Consider the following 24943-nt stretch of genomic DNA (forward strand, 5'->3'; position numbering starts at 1 on the left):
AGTATGAAACGAACTCTTTATATAGCAGGAGGATTTACACTGGCATTTCTGATGCAGTCCAACCTTCAGGCACAGAATACTCAGCCGAAAGATACGACCATGAACCGCACGGTCGTCGTAGAACAGGAATATAATCCGGACATTTTGGATGCTTCCAAAGTGAATGTGCTGCCCAAAGTGGAAGAACCTACCGTCAGCAAAAAAGAAGTGGAATATGCCACTACTTTCTTCCCAGCTACCTCTATTCCTGCCGACCTGATGCGTCCCTATGTAGGAACGGAAGTGCAGCCCGGCAGCAAGCCCGGATATATACGCGCTGGATATGGAAACTACGGTAATCTGGATCTCCTTGCCAATTACCTGTTCCGTCTGTCGGGCAGGGACAAGCTGAACGTCCGCTTTCAGATGGACGGAATGGATGGCAAACTGACTATGCCGGAAGCAGACACGAAATGGAATGCTTATTATTACCGTACCCGCGCGAATATCGATTATATCCACCAGTTCAACAAGGTAGATTTCAACATCGCTGCTAATTTCGGGCTCAGCAATTTCAACCTTTCTCCGGTTCAACCCGGCAAGCAGAAGTTTACTTCAGGAGACTTCCATCTGGGAGTAAAATCGACAGATGAAAATTATCCCATACAGTTCGAGGCGGAAACCAACCTGATGATGTACAACCGTCAGAACAATAACACTTTCTTTTTCAATGACAAAGTCGGAGAAACACAAGTGCATACCAAAGGATTGATCAGCGGTGCTATCAGCGACGAACAGAGCATCAACATCGGATTGGACATGCGTAATCTCATCTACAATAAAGACCTGAAACTTGCTGACGACCTCCAGGTATACGAGAACCGTACCGCTCTGGCACTGAATCCGTATTATAAACTCAACAGCGACAGCTGGAATCTGCGTGCAGGAGCCAATGTGGATCTCTCATTCGGCAGCGGTAAATCATTCCGCGTGTCTCCGGATATAACAGCACAGTATATCTTTTCCGACAGCTACGTACTCTATGCGCAAGCTACCGGAGGCAAGCTGGTCAACGATTTCCGCAGACTGGAAACGATCTGTCCTTATGCCTTGCCGGCAGCCCCTATTCTTGATACATACGAACAGCTGAATGCAGCGATAGGATTTAAAGCGAGTCCTTATCCCGGATTATGGATCAATCTGTATGGCGGTTATCAGGATTTGAAAGACGATTTCTTTGAGGTGCAGGAAGAAACATTTGTCAACTATGATCCCTCACTCGCCGGTGATGGTCAGGAAGGGAATTCCTCCTCTCCGGTCACAGCACATCAATATCTGAATCTGGAATTCAGCAATGCCAACAACTTCTACGCCGGTATGAAGATCAGCTATGAATATAAAGACCTCATTGCATTGTCCGCTGCTGGAACTTACCGCAACTGGGATGCGAAAGAAAAATACAGCCTGTATATGAAGCCTGCCTGCGAAATTAATTTCAGCGCAGACTTCCGCCCGATCACAGAACTGAATATCAATCTCGGTTACGATTATATCGGACGCACAAAGGTAGAAGGCATTAAAGCCGCAGCAGTCAGCGACCTGCATGCCGGAGCCAGCTATAATGTGTTCAAAGGAGTATCCGTGTATGCCCGGATTAATAATATCCTCAATAAGAAATACCAGTATTATCTGGGCTATCCTACAGAAGGTCTTAACTTTCTGGGAGGATTAAGTTTCAGCTTCTAGACAAGACATATTCTCCAAAGAGAAGAACCAATCAGATGCCCATCCTGTTATTGCCTATGTGCAACATAACAGGATGGGCTTTTTCATTGTTCCTTACAAATCCTCCTTTTCCATTCCGTCTATAATTTTGTATCAAGGTCTACCCATTTGTTACAGATAGTGTTTCTAGCTATTTGTGCACCTAATTTGGTGAATATTGCACGTCCATTTTTCACATCGTCCCTAATTTTGCATCATCATTAAAAGATAAATGAAGTTAACCTTATTGCACATAAGCAAAGGATATATTTAGAAACTGAAGAGAGAATAAAGAGAATAAAAGTCACCCCCAATCCGGTTGACCTAACTATAAACTAAATATATTATTAACCTATCAAATTAAACAGTATGAGAAACGCGCTCAATTTAAGATTCTGCTTTCTTGTTACGTTTCTTTTATTCATACCGTTGATGTATGCCTTGCCCCCGGAAGGTATCACAATTAAGGGTAGAGTAACGGATGAAACACTCAAAGAAGGCGTTCCCGGAGCTAATGTGACTGTGAAAGGCACGAGTATTGGGACAATCACAGACTTTGACGGTAACTTTACGATCGTCGCCCCAAGCAAAAAATCCGTATTGAACATTTCCTTTATCGGGTATGTAACCCAAGAGATCGTGGTCGGAGACAGAACAATCATCAATGTTTCCTTAAAAGAAGATGCACAGAACCTCGGTGAAGTGGAAATTGTAGCTATCGCCTACAGTAATCAGGACAAGCGCATGCTTACCAGTGCCGTCTCCTCCATCGACAACAAAGAGCTGATCAAATCTCCGGCAACAAGTATCACGAACCTCCTCGCAGGAGCACTGCCGGGTGTATCTTCCGTACAGACCACCGGACAGCCAGGTAAAGATGCTGCTGCCATCTACGTACGTGGTGTCGGTTCATTAAATGATTCACAATCCAAGCCCCTGGTCTTAGTAGACGGAATAGAACGTGAGTTTTCACAAATCGACCCGAACGAAATCGAAAGTATTTCAGTATTGAAAGACGCCTCTTCCACCGCTGTATTCGGAGTAAGAGGTGCTAATGGCGTTGTATTGATCACCACCCGAAGAGGTAAAGCAGGCAAAACGCAGATTTCCGCCAGCACCAAACTGGGTCTGCAACAGCCCATCTCACTGGTAGAGCAGACCGGAAGTTACGAGTTCGCACGCTTCTGGAATATGAAGCAGGAGATGGACCACGTTACGAATCCTAAGTTATACTTCACTCCGGAACAGGTAGAAGCCTATCGTACCGGCTCAGACCCCATCATGTATCCCAGTATGGACTGGAAGAAGTATATTTTTAATAATATCTATCTTCAAAGCCAGAACAACCTAAACATCTCCGGCGGTAGTGATAATGTACGATACTTCATCTCAGTAGGTTATACTTATCAGAACGGACTTCTGAAAGAACTTCCCGGACAAATGTACGACAATAACTATCGTTACAACCGCTATAACTACCGCGCCAATATCGATGCCAATCTGACCAAGACCACTTCGATGAAACTCGGTGTCGGTGGTGTTTTAGGTAAGATACAGGAACCGCGCAGCGTCGTTTCGGGTACGGGAGAAGACCAGAATCCTTGGGTAATCGCACAGATCTGGTCACATCCGTTTGCCGGACCGGGATTTATCAACGGAGTACGTACACTGATTCCTAAAGATATGGTTCCGCTGGGAGAAGTGATGCGTGACGGTATGTTCGTATTCTACGGACAAGGTTACAATCAAACGTATGACACGACATTGAATCTGGATTTGGACATCACACAGAAACTGGACTTTATCACTCCGGGACTGAGCGTTTCCGTGAAAGGTGCTTATGACAATAAATTCAAACTGGAAAAAGTACGTACGGGAGGCGCCATCGAAGCGCAGACCGTGTACTATAAATCATACTTTGACACCAACGGTACGATGTCACAGACCGATCCCGACTACGATAAATCACTTATCTATGTACCCAGCGGCAGCGATACTCCGCTCACTTACTCGGAAAGCAGCGGACGCGGACAGAACTGGTATCTGGAAGGACGTATCAACTATGACCGTACATTCGGCGACCACAGAATATCCGGTCTGTTCCTTTACAATCAGTCGCGTAACTATTATCCGGACAGCTACACTTATCTGCCCCGTAACTACGTAGGACTGGTAGGACGTGCTACTTATGCCTATCAAAGTAAATATCTGCTCGACGTAAACGTCGGCTACAACGGTTCGGAAAACTTTGCTCCGGGCAGCACACGTTTCGGTGTATTCCCTTCCTTCTCTGCCGGATGGATCGCAACTGCCGAGAAGTTTATGGAAAACCAGAAAATCGTAGACTACCTGAAACTCAGAGCATCCTGGGGACGTGTAGGTAACGACAAAGGAGTGGACTCACGCTTTATGTACATGCCTGCCGTATGGGGATCATCGGGCAGTTACAGCTTCGGTGTGGACAATCCGATTTCCCAATCGGCAGCAGCCATCTCACGTATGGGTAACCCGGCAGTAACCTGGGAAACAGCCGACAAGCAGAACTACGGTATCGATCTTAAATTCTTCAACAGCCGCCTGTCCGCTACCTTCGACTACTTTATCGAACACCGCACAGGTATTCTGATCTCTCCGGAATCGACTCCAAGCATCATCGCAACTGCACTGCCTAACCTGAACATTGGTAAGGTAGACAACCACGGTTACGAAGTTTCTCTCGGCTGGCGCGATAAAATCGGAAAAGACTTCAATTATTATGTGGATGCCAACGTCTCTTTCGCACGCAACAAAATCCTCTATATGGACGAAGTGCCCAAGCAATTCTCTTATATGAACCAGACCGGTGGCTCTACCGGACGCCAGACCGGAGTATACAACTACATCCGTCTCTATCAGTACAGCGACTTCATCACCGGAGCTGACGGCGAACTGACCTTAAAGCCGGAACTGCCTCAGCCTTATCAGAAGGTGTATCCGGGTGACGCCATGTACGCCGACCTCAACGGAGACCACATCGTGGACGGTAATGACAAGAGCGTAGCAGGTTATGCTACCCGTCCGGAATACGTTTTCGGTATGAACATGGGATTCGACTGGAAAGGATTCAACTTCACCATGCAATGGGTAGGTTCCAAGAACGTTAACAGAATGTATGACATCGAATACCGCATCCCTTATACGAATGCCGGAAAGCGTGGTTTGCTGACTTACTTCTACGATGGTTGCTGGACCCCGGAAAACCAACTGGGAGCTGTTTATCCACGTCCGTCGGAAGAATCGGAAAGCTGGAACTCCGAGCCCTCTACTCTTTGGCTAGTGGATGCTTCCTATCTCCGTTTGAAAAGTCTGAGCTTCGGTTATACCATCACCGGAAAGAAATTCCTGAAGAAACTGGGTCTCAGCTCACTCGGATTAAACTTCAGCGGCTACAACCTGCTGACCTTCTCACCGCTTAAATATCTTGATCCGGAAAGTGATCCTAACCGATTCGGAGATTATCCGCTGATCAAAGTATATAGCTTCGGTTTAAATCTTAACTTCTAAAAAACGACTGTATGAATAGAATAATAAAAGGACTCGGAATAGCATTAGGTTGCGTACTGATAGCCTCCTCTTGTTCTGAAATCAGCTTCGGGGATAAATTTCTGGGCGACCAGCCTGAGAGTTCCGGAGCGACTACCGAAGAAATGTTCTCTTCGAAAATAAATGCCGAAAAGGTGCTGACCAAAGCATATACCGGATTACCTTATGGGCTACCGACCGGCTCTGACTACAAATTGGGTGTGAACATCCTTGAATCAATCACAGACTTGTGTTACAGTTTCCGTGACAATATCAGTGATGGGCCTGTCAAGCTCTATTACAACGGAGCACTCAGTGCCAACAACGTCCCAAAGAATTCCGCTTACCGTTATGGAAGCAAGTCCGACTGGACCACCATCCGTTACGCTTGGTTATATATCGAGAACGTAGAGAAAGTGCCCGACATGACAGCCAGCGAGAAAAGTGAACGGATCGCGGAAGCCAAAGTTTTGATCTCCCTCTGCTATTTCGAAATGCTGAGATATGTAGGCGGTGTGACATGGCTGGACCACTATGTAGACGTAAACGAGACAATGAATTTCCCCCGTATCACTTTTGCCGAAACGGTAGAGAAGATCGTAGGATTGCTCGATGAAGCCATCGGCTCAGAGCTGAAATGGAAGCAGAAAGCCGAAGATGACGGACGTATGACCAAGGCAGGAGCGATGGCATTAAAGTTCAAGGTCTTGCAATGGGCAGCCAGTCCGACTTTCAACTCAAACACCAAATGGCATCCGAAAGCAGACGAATATACCTGTTACGGCAACTACAGCGACCAACGCTGGAAAGATGCGGAAGCAGCCGGCAAAGCCTTTTTCGCAGAAGTACAGAAACAGGGGGAATATGAACTGATTCAACCTACAGAAGCGACTCACCGCGCAAGACGTCTGGCATACCGCAAAGCATACTACAACCGCGGCGGAACAGAAATATTAATCTCTACCCGTCAAGGATATGGCTCCGATGTTCACAGCAGCTTTATCGGCCAACGTTATTACAGCGGCCCTACATTGAACTATGTAGATATGTTTCCGTGGGAAGACGGAACTGATTTTCCGGCAAATTTCGACTGGAAGTCACCCTCCAAGCAACCGTTCTTTACAAAAGGCGAAATGGTGCCCACCCGCGACCCACGTCTGTATGAAAATGTAGCTTGTCCTGGAGACACCTACTGCAACGGAACAACAGCTCCTGTTTATATCAACCATGCCGACTACAAAGACGGTAGCGGATTCCTGATCATGAAGTACATCTTACAGGAAAACAACGATCGCGAAGGTCCGGTACAATGGTCACACACCCGTCTGGCGGAAATCATGCTGGGATATGCGGAAGTACTCAACGAAGTCAACGGACGCCCTACCGACGAGGCTTACAAAATGGTAAACGACGTACGAAAGAGAGTAGGTCTGCCGGAACTTTCCAAGACAATGAATCACGATCAGTTCCTCGAAGCCGTACTGAGAGAAAGAGCACTCGAATTAGGATTTGAAGAAGTACGCTGGTTCGACCTCGTTCGCAGAGACCGTCAGAGCGACTTCAAGAAGAAGTTGTACGGACTCAGAAGCAGAGGTAACGACTTGAACAATCCGACTGAGTTCACCTTCGAGAAGATCGAACTGGGAGACCATTACTGGGCTACCAACTGGGATACCAAGTGGTATCTGGCTCCGATTCCTCAGGAGGAAATCAACAAGCAATATGGAATGACCCAAAACCCGGGCTGGTAAATGACACGTTAACTAATATCGTTTGAACAATGAATAAAATAAATTATATATTAATCACTCTGCTCCTGGGAGGTTCGGTATCCCTGAATGCACAGACATCGAAAGCTGCTTCGGAAATGCAGCTGGCAGATACACTGAGCATCGGCTACCAGATGAACGTATCTTCCCGGACCAGCAGTTACTCTATCAACGGAGTCAATGCTTCCGCATTCGAAAAATCCCCGTACATAGATATCAGCAAAGCTTTGTATGGAAAAGTGGCAGGTCTGAATGTATATCAGGGTACAGGCTCGTCAGCCGATAACGTATCCACCCTCTCTATACACGGAAATGCCCCGCTAGTATTAATTGATGGTTTCCCACGTGATATCAGCGACATCACTTCGATGGAAATCGAATCATGCTACGTTCTGAAAGATGCGGCAGCCGCTGCTCTCTACGGTATGCGTGGTGCGAATGGAGTAGTACTGATCACGACTAAACGCGGAATAAGCAATGGTCTGAAGGTAAATGTGGACTATAATTTCGGTGTCAATACCCAATTCCGTTCTCCGGACTTCGCAGATGCCTATACGTATGCGAACGCTCTTAACACCGCATTAAGCGGAGACGGTCTGCCTGCACGCTACAATGCACAGGAACTGGATGCTTTCCGGACAGGAATCTATCCGTATGATTATCCGAATGTAGACTGGTGGAATGAAACGCTGAACAACACAGGATTGACCCACAACCTGAAAATGTCTTTCAGCGGAGGTAGTGACAAGTTCCGTTTTTACACGGTAGTAGACTATTACCGGGATCGCTCCATGTTGAAAAAAAACACGGAAGATACACGTTTCGACACTACACCTACAGACACACGTCTGACTGTGCGTACCAATCTGGACGTAAAAGTGACGGAAAGCACATTGCTGAAAGCCGGTATTGTGGGCAGACTGAAAGAACTCAGAGGTACCCGCTATGGACGCAACACTATTTTCAATAAAATCTATGGCATTCCATCTGCTGCATTCCCCATTCGTTATGAGAATGGCATTTATGGAGGTAGCTCTGTGTACGGAACCGGTAATCCGGTAGCTCTGTTGAAAGACTATGGACACATCCGTAACGTATACGGAACACTACTCGCCGACCTGAGCATCCGTCAGGATTTAAGTGCGTTGACCAAAGGACTGGCAGCCGAAGCATCCGTCTCTTTCGATAATATCGGAGGAATGAATGAAACCACCAATAAAGAGTATCGTTACATGAACAGCAATGCAAGTATCACCAGCGATGGTACACTGGTGACAACTCCTGCCATTTATGGTACAGACTCCGAAACACTGGGGCATACACAGCCTTTCGAAAGACTGATGCTACGCAGCGATTTCCAGGCAAAGGTGGATTATAACCGCACTTTTGGCAAACATCAGGTGGGAGGAGCATTGATTTATGATATGCAGTCTGTAGTCAAAAACGGCAGAAACAACTCTCAGAAGAATCAGTCTGTGCTGGTGAACGCCACATATACTTACGACAACCGTTACAGCCTCAATGCCGTATTCAACCGTTCGGGATCAGCTTACCTGCCCGACGGAGACAAATACTCGAACTATCCTGCCGTTTCTGCTGCATGGATCGTCTCCAACGAAGCGTTTATGGAAAAGGTGACACCGATCAATCTCTTTAAGATTCGCGCCTCTTACGGTCTGTCCGGATGGGACGGCAATCTGAGCCACGAACTATGGCGTCAGTCTTATGGCAGCGGCGGTGCCGGTTATAACTTCGGAGTGAATGCCGGAGGACAGTCCGGTGGCAGCGAAGGCGATCTGCCGGTTATCGGCCTGGTAGCGGAAAAATCACAGAAAGCGACTTTCGGATTTGATCTCGCTGCTTTTGATAATCGTTTGAATGCAACAGTAGAAGGTTTCTACGAAAAACGTTCGGATATACTTGTGTCAGGTGCCAATTCTACTTCCGGTATTATCGGTATCACAGTAGGTCAGGTGAACGAAGGAATCTATAAATACAAAGGACTGGATGCTTCTTTGAGTTGGAATGATAAGATCGGTGATTTCCATTATGGTATTGGTGCCAGCATGTCATATCTGAATACAGAGGTAGTCAATGTAAACCAGGCATATCAGGAGTACGACTACTTGTATACCAAGGGCAACCGTATCGGACAGATGTACGGTCTGGAAGCTATCGGCTTCTTCAACAGCCAGCAGGAAATCAACAACAGTCCGCAACAAACCTTCTCGGACGTAGCTCCCGGTGACGTGAAATACAAAGATCAGAACGGTGACAACCGCATCGACGAGAAAGACGTTGTGAAAATGTTCGGTTCATCTGTTCCACGCTTCTATTTCGGATTCAATCTGAACTTCTCATACAAGAGAGTGGAGCTTTCCGCTGATTTCCAGGGAATGACCGGAGTCACTGTTTCATTGCTCAACAGTCCGCTTTATAGTCCACTTGTAAGCAATGGCAACATTTCAAATACATTCCTGAATGAAGAAATAAGCTGGACACCGGAGAATAAGACCAATGCAACCATGCCGAGACTGACTACTCAAGAAAACTTGAATAACTATCGTGCCAGCTCACTGTGGTACCGTGACGGTTCATTCCTGAAACTTCGTAACCTATTGGTAGCTTACACTTTCCCGAAATCGCAGACTCGCTTTGCCGACCTGAAAGTATTCGTACAAGGCACCAATCTGTTCTCATTAGACAATCTCCATTTTGCCGACCCGGAACAACTTGGCATCGCTTATCCGTCGACAAGAAGTTATTGGGCAGGTATCAAACTTAATTTTTAATGCAAAGTAACAAATGAACATTATGAGAACCAAATACATACTCTTAACCATTTTGTCTTCGTTGGTCTTTGCTTCGTGCAACTACCTTGACTTTGATGAAACGAACAACCTGAAGACAAAAGAAGACATGTACAAGTATTTCGGTACAAGCAAATCAATGCTTACCCACGTATACTCATACATGCCACAAGGCTACCGACTGTTTGCGACCTCCGGCGGAATTTTCACCGAAGACATATATTCCATGCGCGACTGTGCCAGTGATGACGGCGAATTCGGAGCCTATGCAGATAATATCCAGAATACCAATAACGGTAACTGGTCGCCTATTAAAACTTATGACGATTCATGGACCCTGTATCGTGGTATACGTGCTGCCAACAGTTTTATAGCAGAGATTGCCCAAGTGGACTTCACACGCTACGAGCACGACGGACAATATACAAACTGGATGAAGCAGCTGAAATATTTCCCTTATGAAGCCAGAGTGCTGCGGGCACACTACTTCTTTGAACTGGCACGCCGCTACGGTGACATCGCCATGCCATTGGAAGTACTGACTGAAGAGGAAGCCAATACAATCGGCAAGACACCATTCAGCGAAGTAATCAGCTTCATTGTCAGTGAATGCGACGACGCTGCCAATAACTTGCCGGACAGCTATGTAAACGAACCGGGAGCAGAAATCGGCAGAGTGACCAAAGGCTTTGCAATGGCAGTAAAGTCAAAAGCACTGCTATATGCTGCCAGTAAGCTACACAATCCTTCTATGGATACCGAATTGTGGAAAAAGTCTGCCAAAGCAGCAATAGATATTATCAACACAGGGCTTTACTCTCTCGACCCCCAGGAGAGTGCCAACAACCTCGACTCAAAAGAAGTTGTACTGATGAGGATCAATGGTGATAATTCGGACTTCGAAATGTTTAATCTCCCGCTTCGCATGACTGCGGGAACACGCACTTCCAGTCTTATCCCATACAGCAATTACCCATCACAAAACCTTGTGGACGCATTCGAGACAGTCAACGGTTACAAAGTAACCCTAGAAAGCACAGGATGGGTTTGCGAAGACCCTGCATTTGACCCGCAATCACCTTATGAGAATCGTGACAAACGTTTCTACCGCGCTATTCTTGCCAACGGAATGTCGTTTAAAGACTACACCATTGAAACCTTCAAAGGTGGCGCCGACGACGGAATCGTATCACAAGGCGGTTCACCGACAGGATACTTCCTGCGCAAGTACATTCAGGAAGCTACCAGCTTCGAACCGGGTAAAGAAGCTGTCAGCAAGCATCATTGGGTGATTTACCGCTATGCGGAAACATTACTAACGTATGCGGAATCTATGGTCAACGCTTTCAATGATGTCAACTACACAGATGAGACTTATAAGTATTCTGCTCTGTGGGCTATCAATGAAGTGAGAAAGAATGCCGATATGCCGTTGATTCCTTCCATGGGAAAAGATGAATTCATGGAACGCCTGTACAATGAATGGCGTGTAGAGTTTGCTTTCGAAGATCATCGTTTCTGGGATGTACGGAGATGGAAGATTGCCGATACTACCCAGCGGGAACTATATGGAGTAAAGATCGAGAAGCAGGCGGACGGTACGTTCAACTTCTACAAGAACCTTTACGAAACCCGTAACTGGAGAGATTGCATGTATCTGTATCCGATCCCTCAAAGCGAACTATACAAGAATACAAACTTAAATCCTCAAAACACAGGATGGTAATTAATTGTCTAATCTAATATTTAAAAGATATATGAAAAAGTTATATAGCAACACGTTAATGCAACTGATTCTTGCACTGTGCACATTCAGTTTTGTAGCATGCCAGGAGTTTGACATCGACTCACAGCCGGAAGGCCCTCTCAATATCCAGATAGATGCTCTGGAGTCTTACACTGCTTTGGCAACTTCTCCGAGCAATGTAGTGTTCAATATCAGCTCCAACACTCCCTGGACGATCGAAAGCGACCAGCAGTGGTGCAAGCCGACTCCTTCGATGAGTGCAGCCAGCTCACTGGTGTCGGAGATTGTGGTGACAATGGAAAACAATACAGGAAAGAAAGCACGTACAGCCAAACTGACTATCAAGGCAGAAGGCGTTGAAGGCACCAAGGTAGTTACTATCGAGCAGGCTTCGAAAGAAGACCTGGTGGTGGTTCCTTACGATGAACTGGTACCGACAGAAGGCGGCAGCATCACCTTTACCATTGCTTCCAACAAAGCTTGGGAAATCATTCCTTCCACCGCTTTCCTTTCCAATATCGACAAAACATCCGGTACAGGTAATGAAGATGCCATAGCAGAAACCGTAACTGTGACGCTGCCTGCCAATGCAGGCGCCAAGAGAGCAGGCACGCTGACTGTAAAAACTGAGTTTGAAGAATACACCTTTACCATTACTCAAAATGGAGTGATCATTGAACTGGAAGAAGATCCCGAAAGTACAACAATCAGCATGCCCGGAACAGGCAGTGGTATGGAAAAGACTGTACTGATTCGCGCAAACAAAGAATGGAAAGTTGAAGTTCCTAAGGAATATCAGAGTTGGCTGAAAGCTGAGGCACTGAGTGAAACAGAGTTGAAAGTAACGACAACAACGACTAATAATCTGATGGTAAACCGTGTCGGCCACATCATTATGAAGACCAAAGAAGTCATCGACGGATTTGACGGCATTACGTTCGACATCAGCCAGGGTACTGCTTTCTGGAAAGAAGGAGGAGCAGATAACTATGTTGTGGATGAGGAAACCGGTTACATGACACTCTATGGCAGTGGAATAGTCACTAACTATTTATTCAAAAAAGGACGTCTCGCATTCGATTTCGAATCTATCAATTTAACCGGAGAAGATTGGATTGAGTTTAATATGTGGCCCAACTCAGGAAATACAAACTTCCATTTGCATTTCTACGCAAATAAAGAAAGTAACTTTACTTGTGGAGGTTCAGGCTTAAACTGGACTCAGAAAACATTTACCTGGACATCGGAACAAACGAATGTAGTGAAGAAGATCGAATTCCTTGTTGTCAACAAAGAAGAAGGTTCGAACGCATTAGTTCTTAAACTGATTATTGATGGTGTTGAGGTTGCCGTATTAGATAATAACATAACCGATCCTTATGCAACCGAACCGGGAGCACCTGTATACTTCAGAATGCATACCACAAATAAAGCTTCCAATTTCACCGTGAAGTCTATCACATGGGAACCAGTAGAATAATAACCGAACCCTAAAATTCAAGAGTATGAGATTAAATATCAGAAAATCAATAATTACAGGCATTTCTCTCGCCACATTGCTACCTGCATTCTCTTTATTGCAGAGTTGCGATGACAGTGAAGCAGAGAAATGGGTAGACCTGCGCTATAGAGTAGAAGACTCCTATCTGGTTGAAGCGAAAAATCCGGAACCAGTCTCCTTCCAGGTCAAGTCAACTGACCCGTGGGAAGTATTCGGAAAATATGATTGGTACACCATCTCACCCAGTACGGGTGAGGCAGGTGAAACCTACACCGTAACTGTTATCTGCAAAGAAAACACTGAATTGGACGACCGTATAGACACGCTCAACATTAAAAGTGACTACTGGACCGGAAAAAGATTCGTTCTGACCCAGAAAGGTACTGCTTATCTGAATGTAGAAGGTGTGGATATGATCGACCAGGAAGGAAACAGCGAAACATTCAGCGTACTCAGCAATCAGAAATGGACTGCTAAAGTAACAGACGGTGATGTTTGGCTCTCCATCCAATCCGGAGCATCGGGCGAAATGAACGGAGAAATCACTGTCACCGCTTCACCGAACACAGGCGAACAACGTACCGGTATTGTAACCATCTATGACCGGCACGGAAAAATAGCCAGAGAAGTACAATGCATACAAGACGGTGTATTGCTGACACCGGATACACCGGAAAACGGCAAGTGGTTTGCTATGTATGAACAGGCTCAGCAACTCACCATCCACGTAGAATCGAATGCAGAATGGGAAGTATCCAAAGAAAACGAAGCAGATGATACCTGGTATCACTTTGAAAAGACCTCATTCAACGGTTCTGCCGATATCGTAATTAACGTAGACGCACACGAAGGCTCTTCTGTCCGTACTGGAATTATCGTACTGAGTACCAAAGCTGCCGAAGGCGCTACTCCGCTTATGAAGACAATCAAGATCAAACAAGCGAATCCACAAAGACCTGTGGTTACTGAAGTAAACAGATCCATCAGTGGTGCTTACTACGGACCGGGTGGTTTAATGCCGGGTCATTACAGCTTCTATTGGGAACCGCTTGGCGACGCCAGTCTGACTACTTTCTTCTCTTGGAGCGGAAAAGCATTTGATGGAGGAGACGTAGAACTTCGCTTCCATATTCTGAGCAAACGGACTCAATTAAGTACAAGACCGTGGAACGGTGACGTATACAATGAGAACAGCGGCCGTGATGTTGATACCAGCAAGCCAAACGTATTATCATTCGAGATACGCGAAGCTATAGATGCCAATGATCCAACACAATCATGGATTTACTCGGAATGGATTCTCAACGGTACAGTCATAGGAAAAGCAACCAGCGACGGTGTGATAGACGCTAACGGTACAAGTGATACTTACAAAGTACCATTCTCGGATACCAAAGATGGTGGTAATTTCTCGATGACAATTTCCGGCGGCAGTGCCACACTGACTAAATGGGAATACATCGCTCCACTAGTATGGGGAGACTAATTCTCTAAAGATAGTGATTGCCTGAACTCCCCCAATCAGGCAATCGCTTCTAACAAACTCAAAAATCAATAAAAAGAAAAAGAGTATGATGAAAAGAAAAATATTACTTATACTGAACATGGCAATCATCGGATTTTCCACTGCTGCCTGTTCGGATGATGAGACCAATTACATCACTCCGGAAAAAAAATATCCGCTCACCGCTTTTGCCGTAGCAATAAATAATGTGTCAGCGAATACGACTTCCTATTATCATGGGAAGATAGACCAGACAACCCACAGAGTGGAAATCGGTACGATCGAGGATGCCAATACCATCACCGGCGTAGACTATACGCTAATGAGCGACGGAGCCACCATCTCACCGGACCCGGCAACATTTGTACACAACTGGAAAAAAGAGCAGACAGTGACCGTCACCACCGAAGACAATCAGACAACGACCTATACTATTGTACTGACCAAGTTTGACGACACCATGAAGGACGTTCTCTTCATGGACGAGTTCGATGTGGACGGCAATCCGGACCCGACCAAATGGGTACTCTGCCAGAAAGCAGGTTCCGACTGGAACGACGAAATGTCCGAAAGCTATGACCAGGCTTACGTAAAAGACGGCAGACTGATACTCAAAGCTGAAAAAATTGGCGACGAATACAAAGCCGGAGGTATCGAGACACAAGGCAAGTTTGACTTCACCTTCGGACGGGTGGAAGTAAAAGCAAAAATCACCAGTTACCCCAACGGCGCATTCCCTGCTATCTGGATGATGCCGAAGAAGTATATCTATGACGGATGGCCGAATTGCGGAGAAATCGATATCATGGAACATGTAAAACAAGAATCCGTAATCCATCATACGATACATACTCACTACACGTATGATTTGAACATCAAAGATCCGTCCAACACCGCACAAGTAACTTGCAATTATCAAGACTGGAACATCTACGCTTTAGAATGGAGCGAAGACAAGCTGACTTTCTTCGTCAATGGTCAGGAAACTTTCTCTTATTCGAACCTGAAACTGGAGAATGAAGCGGAAATGAAGCAATGGCCGTTTACGAAAGACTCTTCATTCTACCTCATCCTGAACATGGGATTGGGAGGAGACAGAGAGGGCTCATGGGCAGGCCCTATCGATGATGCCAACTTACCTGCCATCATGGAAATTGACTGGGTGAAAATAACCAAGTTAGATAAATAGGTTTTAAGGTAAGAGCCAAGGTTTTTAGGAACTTCTAAAGAAAAGAGGAGGTTTATATAATCTCCTCTTTTCGCTTTATTGACACCAATTCCATTATTAGGAAGTATTTGATATACTATAATGAAAATCAAGCCTAAAAACAAAGATGGCAATAACCAGAAAAAATATAGTATCCTTACTTATCGGATTCCTTTTATTAGGCTTATTATTCAATCCGATAAAAGAAATACCTGATGTTCCTCATCAATCATTCTTGTTTACCTGTACATTCCTAGCGACAGTAATAGGTATTGCAGCTTTCTATCCCACTAAACAATTCATTCACCGACTAACTATTATAGACTTATTAGTTATTTTAATAGCGGTGGGGAACATATACTTTTATCCTCCTACCTCTAACCTTTTCGGGTTAGCCCGTTTTGCTCTGATCATACTATATTGGAGCATACGTCAGACAGGAGGATTAAATGGCACTCTCTTATATACTATCATCCTCATAACTACCTTAGTCCTGTCAATTATCGGTTATATGCAGATACTGCATATACTTCCCTCCCATCATCCTCATTTTGATATAACAGGTCCTTATGGCAACCCTACAATTTATGCCGGAATATTATGCTTGTTACTGAGTGCTCCGATAATGGTATTATCGCATTTCAAGTCAGATGCAATCCATAGATATACTTATTTAGTGAGTTTTCTTACGTGTATTATAGCTCTGCCCATATTGTGGCTTACTCACTGTCGTTCCGCCTGGATAGCAGTATTAGCTATCATCAGCTATTCCATTTATAGTCGCTTTTCAATCTCTTTTCGATGGGGTATATCAACCTTGATTACAATTGCGCTACTTTCGTACTTGCTATATCAGTTCAAACCGGCCTCAGCTGATGGAAGAATACTGATCTGGAAAGTTACCGCACAAATGATAAAAGAGAAGCCTTTTACCGGCTTTGGTCCTCATGGCTTTACTGCCAACTATATGCATTTTCAAAGTGAATATCTGAAAAAAGAAGGAAGCATATATGAAAAACAGTTAGCAGATAATAACCACTATGTCTACAACGAACCTTTACGCTGGACAGTAGAATATGGAATTGCAGGATTGCTACTTTATATTGGAATATTATATTGCATTTTCTCGTATAAGAAAAGCGAGATACAATCTTTATCCGCCCAGGCGATATACATAGCCGGACTTGTCTGGGGATTATTTTCTTATCCCGATCAGACTTTCCCGATTCTGGCTGTTATGACTATAGCACTAGCAGAAATGTCCAACAGACAAAGAGAATGTGTAATTAAACAACTTCCTCACAAATATATATTTCTGAAAGCAGTCATTTTCCTTGCCATAGCAGGACAGGAAGCTTTACTGATAAAAATATTTCAATGCCACCGGGAATTATATCAAATATCCCATCGTACTTCCAGCCAATCACCGGAAGAAATTATAACGAGCCTTTCACAGCTGGAAACAGCAATGAAGAATGAAACAATATTTTGGCCATACTATTGTCATACTCTTTACAAATCACAGAGAGACAGCATCTTACTGGATAAGATCACTTATTGGGAACAATTATATCCAAGCACACATACCTATATTCTTAAAGGCGACGCTCTACAACGTACAGACAAAATAAAAGAGGCTGAAACAGCTTATTGGGCAGCTCACTTTATGGTACCCTCCCGACAGAAAGCACGATACAAGTTAGCTCTCATGTACTATCAGCAAAAGCGTATCTCTGAAGCAAACCGACTTGCCAATGAAGTGCTTACTGAAAAAGTAAAAGTATACGGTTTTGAAACCTATGAAATGCATAGAGAATTACGAAGAATTTTCGAAGATCAGCTACAATAATTATTCACTAGAATCTAAGAACATGAAAACAAAAAGAATCAAACGACCTGTTTGTTACCTTGTCGGACTTCTTGCCTTTGGTCTGATGCTGTATTCCTGCTTACAGGACGAAACAGATCTGGACTCACAGGAAACGACAGGGAAAGTTATTAAAGGTAAAAACCGTGAGCTGAGTATAGATGTAGCACGGAGTTGGTACGAGGCTCGTCAGACACCTGTAGTTACTACCCGCTCTGTTGTTACCCATTTCGAGTTAATGACTAAGCTGCATTGGAAGAAAGGCTACGAAAATCGAAAAGGAAAGTTTGAAGTAGTGGAAGTCCCTCTATTGACAAGAGGAGGTGCAGTTTTAATGGATCGTGAAACTATGGAAAAATATAAGGAAAAAGAGCGCGGAAAGATACGAAACATCTCTCGAATGGTGATCATCAAGAATCTGGAAACAGGGGAAATCATCAATTTTGTGATGCACATCGTAGGTACTTATGACTATCTTATGAAAGCAAAACATTTTGAAGACAATAGTTACCTGTACCGGGCTCCCGATCTAAGCGGCAGTGTTTACTTCTATGAACCGGAAGGTGCCCTGGTTAATGGTTGGCAATACGAAGATGGAAAAATTGTAGCTACAATAAGCCAGGGGACAGAAGAAGGTTCAAGCATGCAAGATACAATAGATACACGTGGTATAGTATTAAAACCAGTATGCCACACAGAATCGGTCTATGTGGAACATAATGAATGCAATGGATTTACCTATCAGGATCCGGAATACGGTCTTAGTTTCGGTGCTGAATGCCGCAAGGTGGGAACATGGGAAACAGTGGAAGTATGTATCGAAGTACCCACTTATGAAGAAGATGGTAATACTGGCGGACAATGGGATCCCAATGAAAACACAGGTGGAGGTGGTGGAGGAGGTTATCAACCACAATCAATAGCCCCCAAAGCTAAGAAATTATTCACAAATCATAATATGTCTGACGAAGAATGGAAGAAATTAGAGGATATGTTAGATAAATTGACTGATGATTGTATGGGAGGAAATTTGTATAAAAAATTATACAAAAGTACTGCACTAAATGGAAATTTTATATCCTTCCGATTTGTGGAAGAAAAGGAAGCAATATATGACCCCAGTACTCGAACGCTCAAATTAAACAAGAATATGGATAGCAATGAACTATTTCATGAAATGCTACATGCCTATCAATACCAAAATGAAAAGAATTATACATCATTTGTTAATGCGAGAATGAATCTTGACATAGAAGCACATTATGCACAATACCTTTATTTAAAGGGCTCTTTGGAATATGATGTCTGTGAGTGGAGGCAAGCTGTTGAAGTGAAAAAAAGCAGGCGTCATCTTGCAGTAATGACCCTGAATGATTATCTAGATGACAAAGGTTATTTGCATGAAGGAATGGACCAAGAGCTTGTTAATTCATTCGTTGAATTTAACATTGTTGAGGCTTTTAAAAGAACTATTGAATACAAAGATTATAAATATGACAGCAATCGGGATATTCAATCTAATTTTGCAAATCTAAGAGAAATTACTAAAAATTGCTAGTATGAAAAGGATGATTATATTTATTGGGCTTGTGTCTATAATAATAGAAATCTCTGCTCAAGTTTCAAATTATGACAAGACTAAAACATTTCATGAAGAAGGTTACACTTATCAATGTGATGTAATTGATAAAGCCAAATTTGTAAGACTTTACAACAAGGAAAATAAGTTTACTTATGCAGATCAAATCAATAAGAGCACAGGTAAAACGATAACTATAGCCGAAGAAAATGAAGAGCATATTAAAAGAGAAACATGGACTAAACCTAAATGTTTTTCCATCATTAATAATGCTTTCTCAAGTATAGAGAAACAGAGGGTCAAAGGTAAAGCGTTGACGATTATTTTATATATCAATCCAGATGATGGTAAAATTGCAGAAGTAGAATATCAATTTGTATCTTTTGGTCCTTATGCAACAATTCCTGTTTCTGTATATCACAATATAGAGGCAGAATTGAAAAAAAATATCTGGTTTACACCTACAAAGGAAGGCGCCAAATATAATTACATATTTTTAGGCTGGAGGCATGAAGTGAAATAAAAGAAACTGCGCCAATGAGGCACCTTATCAAAAAAGTAAAAGTATACGGTTTTGAAACCTATGAGGCGCATAGAGAATTACGGAGGATTTTTGAAAATCAGCTAAAATAAGTATTCACTAAAATCTAAGAACATGAAAACAAAAAGAATCAAACGATCTGTTTGTTACCTTGTCGTACTACTTATCTTTGGTCTGATTCTGTATTCCTGCTTACAGGACGAAACAGATCTGGACTCACAGGAAACGACAGGAAAAATTATTAAAGGTAAAAACCGTGAGCTGAGTATAGATGTAGCACGGAGTTGGTACGAAGCTCATCAGACACCTGTAGTTACTACCCGCTCTGTTGTTACCCATTTCGAATTAATGACTAAGTTGCATTGGAAGAAAGGCTACGAGAATCGAAAAGGAAAGTTTGAGGTAGTGGAAGTCCCTCTATTGACAAGAGGAGGCGCAGTCTTGATGGATAGTGAAACCATGGAAAAATATAAGGAAACAGAAAGGGGAAAGATACGCAACATCTCCCGAATGGTGATCATCAAGAATTTGGAATCAGGAGAAATAATCAATTTTGTGATGCACATCGTAGGCACTTATGACTATCTTATGAAAGCTAAACACTTTGAAGATAATAGTTACTTGTACCGAGCTCCTGACCTTAGCGGTAGTGTTTACTTCTATGAACCGGAAGGTAGTTTGGTCAACGGCTGGCAATACGAAGATGGAAAGATTGTAGCTACAATCAGCCAGGGGACAGAAGAAGGTTCAAGAATGCAGGATACCATAGATACACGTGGTATGGTATTAAAACCAGTATGCCACACTGAATCGGTCTATATGGAACATAATGAATGTAATGGATTTACCTATCAAGATCCAGAATACGGTCTCAGCTTCGGTTCTGAATGTCGCAAGGTGGGAACATGGGAAAAAGTACAAGTATGCATCGAAACACCTACTTATGAAGAAGATAGTAATATTGGCGGGCAATGGGATCCTAATGAAAATACGAGTGGAGGTGGTGGAGGAGGTTATCAACCACAACCAATAGCTCCTAAAGCCAAAGAGATATTCCGCAATTCAAGTATGACAAAAGAAAACTGGAAAGTGATCGAAGAAAAGCTGGAAAAGATTACAAAAAGCTGTATGGGAAAAGCCCTATACAATGGATTAAAAGAATCACTAAAAGGAAAAACTTTAGCGATTCAATTTACCAAAGATAAAAACTCTAGTTTCGATTTAAACGGAAGCGGAATAAGATTAACCACAGCTTCCACAAGTGGTGATTTCTTCCATGAAATGCTTCATGCATATCAATCATACAGAGAAACTTATGATAGTATGAGCAGTGCTAAATTAAATATGGAAATAGAAACGCATTATGCACAGTATCTTTACCAGAGTAGCTTACCAGAATATACCAGTGACAGCTATTGGAAAAAGCGAGATATGCAACATCTGCGCTGGAAGGCAATAGCGAATCTGAATAACCTGATTGATAGAAAGGGAAATCTGCAACCAAACACAAAGCTATATAATTTGGAATTAGAACTTCTGAACGTAGTGATTCCTGCCTTGCAATCAAATGGATATCCAGAAAGTAAATACACTCTGGATTTAGGCAGAGTTGGAATAGTAAATTTTGAAAATATACGAGAATTAACTAGAAACTGTTGAATATGAAAACATTTATTACATTTATTTATTTGATATCCTGCACCTTATATCTTTTTGCACAGCCAAGTTACTACACCCAAACTAAAACATTTACAGAAAATGATTACATTTATCAATGTGATGTGAGAGAATCAGGCATGGTAACTCTTTATAAAAAAGGCGATAAATGGATATATACTCCCCAAATAATTCGCAGTACAGGAGAACATTTTATAATGTATGATGATACACCTGATATCATAGAAACCGTTAATAACGACTTTATCTACACTTGTAAATCTATTATTAATAAAGCCTTTTCCAGTACAGAGAAACAACGGGTTAAAGGATCTAAATTTGTATTATCTATGTATATTAATCCAGATACCGGAAAAATAGATGAAGTAGCTTTTGAATTTTTTAGTATAGGTTCTTATGCCACCATTCCTATTTCTGTGTATCGTAATATAGAATTGGGTATCAAACAGAAGTTGAGTTTTAAGCCCACAACAGAAGGTAAAAAACTAAATTATATTCTTTATTGGATTGATGTTTCTCCCGAATAGCCATAGGCAAATAACGAGAGGCTATTCCGAAATAGAATAACCTCTTGTTTAAGATTATCTATTCCTATTTAACAACAAAAAACATGAAAACAGTTAGTCTCATTTTTACCCTCATGACATTCACTTTAAATGTCATAGGCCAGATAACAGAAAAAGTCGTCTATCAAGAAAAAGGAGAAACAGAAACTTATGAAATAAGGAAAGGAGACAAAAGTAAGTTTATATATAGAGCAGAAATATCTTTTGAAAAAGTAGCATCTCCTGATGTAGCAGTAAAAGAATATAAGGTATGGCCTATAAAAACAATACTCAATGACAAAGAGTATGTGAAGAAATATCTCAAATCAGAAATTAAAGAAAATATAACTTCTGAAAACTCTTTCTTAGCTATCTCATACTTTTATGAATTGACCTCTGGAAAAATTAAGTGGATAACAGTCTTTCATAATTCATCAATTACGATACCGATAAAAGCAATTGAAAAATTTGAGAAGATAATGAGAACAGAAGATAAAGCAACTTTTAATCGTAACACGTCTGACATTAAAGACATATTATTTTTCGAACGCTATGTACCATACGATCTATTAAATCTAGATTAATGCAAAGGATTCAAAGTATAACTAAAGTTCAAAAAACATAACCTAAAAATATTTTCTTGGGAAAGCATTTATTTTCCCAAGAAAATATCCTGCTATATCATACACATAAGGGGTAGGCTATTAATTAACATCGACCAATGTAGTTATGCTATATAATACAAAGTAAAAAAGATATGAAAAATATATTTATATTAATCAGCCTATTGTATAATGTTTCATTGACTCTTGCTCAAACAAATTATTATACAACAACTAAAACTTTTAACGAACAGGGATATACTTATCAATGTGACGTAGTTAAAGGAAGAGGCGTTACATTATATAATAAGAACAATAAATGGACATACGTAGACCAAATGAAAAAAGGTTCTAATACTCCATTTTATGTAACACCAGAAAACTTCAGCCCGTTATATGTTAATGACAAGAGTAAGGCTTATAATGATTCCATTTTCAAAGTAATTGTTAATAATGCTTTTGCTAATTATAAAGGAAAGATGAAAGGATTCGAACTGATCATTATTACTTGTACTGACTCTGAAACAGGAAGAATTAGTGAAGTTATCTTTGATTTTCCCAATTTTACTCCTTATGCTACAGTACCCGTATCAGTTTATCGTGAAATAGAGACCAAATTGATTGGTCTAAAGTATACATTAACCCCCTTGGCTAAAACATTGAACTATGTATACCAATGGTGGCCAATAGAACCTAAGTAATCTGTAGTCTCAATAGTAATTTTGAGAGCCGCTTTTATAATAAGCTATTTCTATTTAACAATAAAAAAGATGAAAACAAAAAGAATCAAACGACCTGTTTGTTACCTTGTCGGACTTCTTGTCTTTGGTCTGATGCTGTATTCCTGCTTACAGGACGAAACAGATCTGGACTCACGGGAAACGACAGGAAAAATTATTAAAGGTAAAAACCGTGAGCTGAGTATAGATGTAGCACGGAGTTGGTACGAAGCTCATCAGACACCTGTAGTTACTACCCGCTCTGTTGCTACTCATTTCGAGTTAATGACTAAGCTGCATTGGAAGAAGGGCTACGAAAATCGAAAAGGAAAGTTTGAAGTAGTGGAAGTTCCTCTACTGACAAGAGGAGGCGCAGTCTTGATGGATAGTGAAACCATGGAGAAATGTAAGGACACAGAGCGCGGAAAGATACGAAACATATCCCGAATGGTGATCATCAAGAATCTGGAAACAGGGGAAATCATCAATTTTGTAATGCATATCGTAGGTACTTATGACTATCTTATGAAAGCTAAACACTTTGAAGATAATAGTTACTTGTATCGTGCTCCTGATCTAAGTGGCAGTGTTTACTTCTATGAACCGGAAGGTGGCTTAGTTAATGGTTGGCAATATGAAAATGGAAAAATCGTAGCAACGATTAGCCAGGGGACAGAAGAAGGACTAAAAATGCAAGCTACTGCGGATACACGTAGCGAAAGTTCAGAATGTCATTATGAAAGTGTCTTTGTTGAATATGATGAATGTACACCATTTATTTATGAAGATCCTGAATACGGAATCGGCTTCGGTATCGAGTGCCGTACTCGAACAAAATATGAAACCAAATTAGTATGCAACAACATATACCATGATGAAAATGGTAATGCCCATACATGGTTTCCTCCAGAAGTAGATAGTGGTGGTGGCGTTGGAGGAGGTTATCAACCAGTGGCTCCTAAAGCAAAAGCGATATTTCGTAATTCCAATATGACAGATAATAGCTGGAAAACAATTGAGAATCTACTTGATAAAATGACTAAGACCAAGATTGGTGAAGCATTATATCACAAATTACAAGAAGCACTTAAAGGAAAAACTTTGATTATTCAATTTGTTAGTGACAATATGAATAGTAATTTCGATCCTGGTTTAGGAGGTATTAAAATGAGAATGGATATAACTAGCAGTGCTCTTTTGCATGAGATGGTTCATGCTCTCCAATCATATACAGAGCAAGAAACATGGAATGCAACGCAGTTGAATCAAGAATTCGAAGCACATCTCATTCAGCAAATATATATAAATAGTTTGGAGGAAAGCGAAAGGACTTGGTGGTATGAAAAGAGTAAGAATGACTCTAGATGGAATGCAACACGTCTTTTGGTAAGGTATATCGATGAGTTTGGCAATTTACGACCTGGGATAACTGCTGGAAAATTGCAAAAAATAATTCCTAAAATTATAAGTGACTTCAGAGACGTGGGGTATGATAATATTGATTATCCTTGGCTTAATAGCAGAAAAGGATTAGATAATTTCAACAATTTAAGAAGTTTGTATCAATAATA

16 protein-coding genes are annotated in these 24943 nt (G+C 42.1%); all 16 read left to right on the forward strand.

Translation table 11 applies throughout. The annotated features are described in order from the left end of the window. The first annotated feature begins 3 nt into the window (after positions 1 to 3). The 16 genes from K6V30_RS03100 to K6V30_RS03175 all read left to right on the forward strand — a co-directional run bounded on the left by K6V30_RS03100 (position 4) and on the right by K6V30_RS03175 (position 24941). Entirely contained in the window at positions 4 to 1725 is a 1722-nt protein-coding gene (locus K6V30_RS03100; RefSeq protein ID WP_055271633.1) for a TonB-dependent receptor, read from the forward strand. A 387-nt stretch (positions 1726 to 2112) separates the two neighbouring features. After that, on the forward strand, positions 2113 to 5286 hold the full coding sequence (locus K6V30_RS03105; RefSeq protein WP_224207247.1) for a SusC/RagA family TonB-linked outer membrane protein: 3174 nt from the start codon (positions 2113 to 2115) through the stop codon (positions 5284 to 5286). Between the two features lie 11 nt (positions 5287 to 5297). Further along, positions 5298 to 7055, forward strand: a complete 1758-nt coding sequence (locus K6V30_RS03110) for a RagB/SusD family nutrient uptake outer membrane protein (protein WP_055271635.1) — start codon at positions 5298 to 5300, stop codon at positions 7053 to 7055. 29 nt (positions 7056 to 7084) lie between these two features. Continuing rightward, complete coding sequence (locus K6V30_RS03115) at positions 7085 to 9865, forward strand: SusC/RagA family TonB-linked outer membrane protein (RefSeq protein WP_010535645.1); 2781 nt, start codon at positions 7085 to 7087, stop codon at positions 9863 to 9865. A gap of 22 nt (positions 9866 to 9887) precedes the next feature. Next, entirely contained in the window at positions 9888 to 11609 is a 1722-nt protein-coding gene (locus K6V30_RS03120; RefSeq protein ID WP_055271646.1) for a RagB/SusD family nutrient uptake outer membrane protein, read from the forward strand. A gap of 31 nt (positions 11610 to 11640) precedes the next feature. Beyond that, complete coding sequence (locus tag K6V30_RS03125) at positions 11641 to 13110, forward strand: BACON domain-containing protein (RefSeq protein ID WP_029425074.1); 1470 nt, start codon at positions 11641 to 11643, stop codon at positions 13108 to 13110. A 25-nt stretch (positions 13111 to 13135) separates the two neighbouring features. Then, positions 13136 to 14617, forward strand: a complete 1482-nt coding sequence (locus tag K6V30_RS03130) for a BACON domain-containing protein (protein ID WP_010535648.1) — start codon at positions 13136 to 13138, stop codon at positions 14615 to 14617. Positions 14618 to 14702: 85 nt separating this feature from the next. Then, the gene (locus K6V30_RS03135; protein WP_010535649.1) at positions 14703 to 15824 is read left to right on the forward strand and encodes a DUF4971 domain-containing protein; all 1122 of its coding nucleotides are present in this window, start codon (positions 14703 to 14705) and stop codon (positions 15822 to 15824) included. Positions 15825 to 15969: 145 nt separating this feature from the next. Continuing rightward, entirely contained in the window at positions 15970 to 17691 is a 1722-nt protein-coding gene (locus K6V30_RS03140; RefSeq protein ID WP_010535650.1) for an O-antigen ligase family protein, read from the forward strand. 22 nt (positions 17692 to 17713) lie between these two features. Continuing rightward, on the forward strand, positions 17714 to 19267 hold the full coding sequence (locus K6V30_RS03145) for a hypothetical protein (protein WP_224207248.1): 1554 nt from the start codon (positions 17714 to 17716) through the stop codon (positions 19265 to 19267). Between the two features lies 1 nt (position 19268). Further along, positions 19269 to 19811, forward strand: coding sequence for a DUF5043 domain-containing protein (locus K6V30_RS03150; RefSeq protein ID WP_010535653.1), 543 nt, complete (start codon positions 19269 to 19271; stop codon positions 19809 to 19811). A 132-nt stretch (positions 19812 to 19943) separates the two neighbouring features. Continuing rightward, positions 19944 to 21488, forward strand: coding sequence for a hypothetical protein (locus K6V30_RS03155; RefSeq protein ID WP_010535654.1), 1545 nt, complete (start codon positions 19944 to 19946; stop codon positions 21486 to 21488). Between the two features lie 2 nt (positions 21489 to 21490). After that, positions 21491 to 22033: a DUF5043 domain-containing protein gene (locus K6V30_RS03160; protein ID WP_010535655.1), complete on the forward strand. Its 543-nt coding sequence runs from the start codon at positions 21491 to 21493 to the stop codon at positions 22031 to 22033. A gap of 83 nt (positions 22034 to 22116) precedes the next feature. Continuing rightward, positions 22117 to 22635 carry a hypothetical protein gene (locus tag K6V30_RS03165; RefSeq protein ID WP_010535656.1) on the forward strand — a complete coding sequence of 173 codons (519 nt, stop codon included), beginning with the start codon at positions 22117 to 22119 and terminating at the stop codon, positions 22633 to 22635. A 173-nt stretch (positions 22636 to 22808) separates the two neighbouring features. Then, positions 22809 to 23354, forward strand: coding sequence for a DUF5043 domain-containing protein (locus tag K6V30_RS03170; protein WP_010535657.1), 546 nt, complete (start codon positions 22809 to 22811; stop codon positions 23352 to 23354). A 69-nt stretch (positions 23355 to 23423) separates the two neighbouring features. Then, a complete protein-coding gene (locus K6V30_RS03175) occupies positions 23424 to 24941 on the forward strand; it encodes a hypothetical protein (RefSeq protein ID WP_010535658.1) in 1518 nt (505 codons plus the stop codon). Positions 24942 to 24943: the final 2 nt, after the last annotated feature.

This window comes from Bacteroides faecis (assembly GCF_020091505.1).
GTDB classification, from domain to species: Bacteria; Bacteroidota; Bacteroidia; order Bacteroidales; family Bacteroidaceae; genus Bacteroides; species Bacteroides faecis.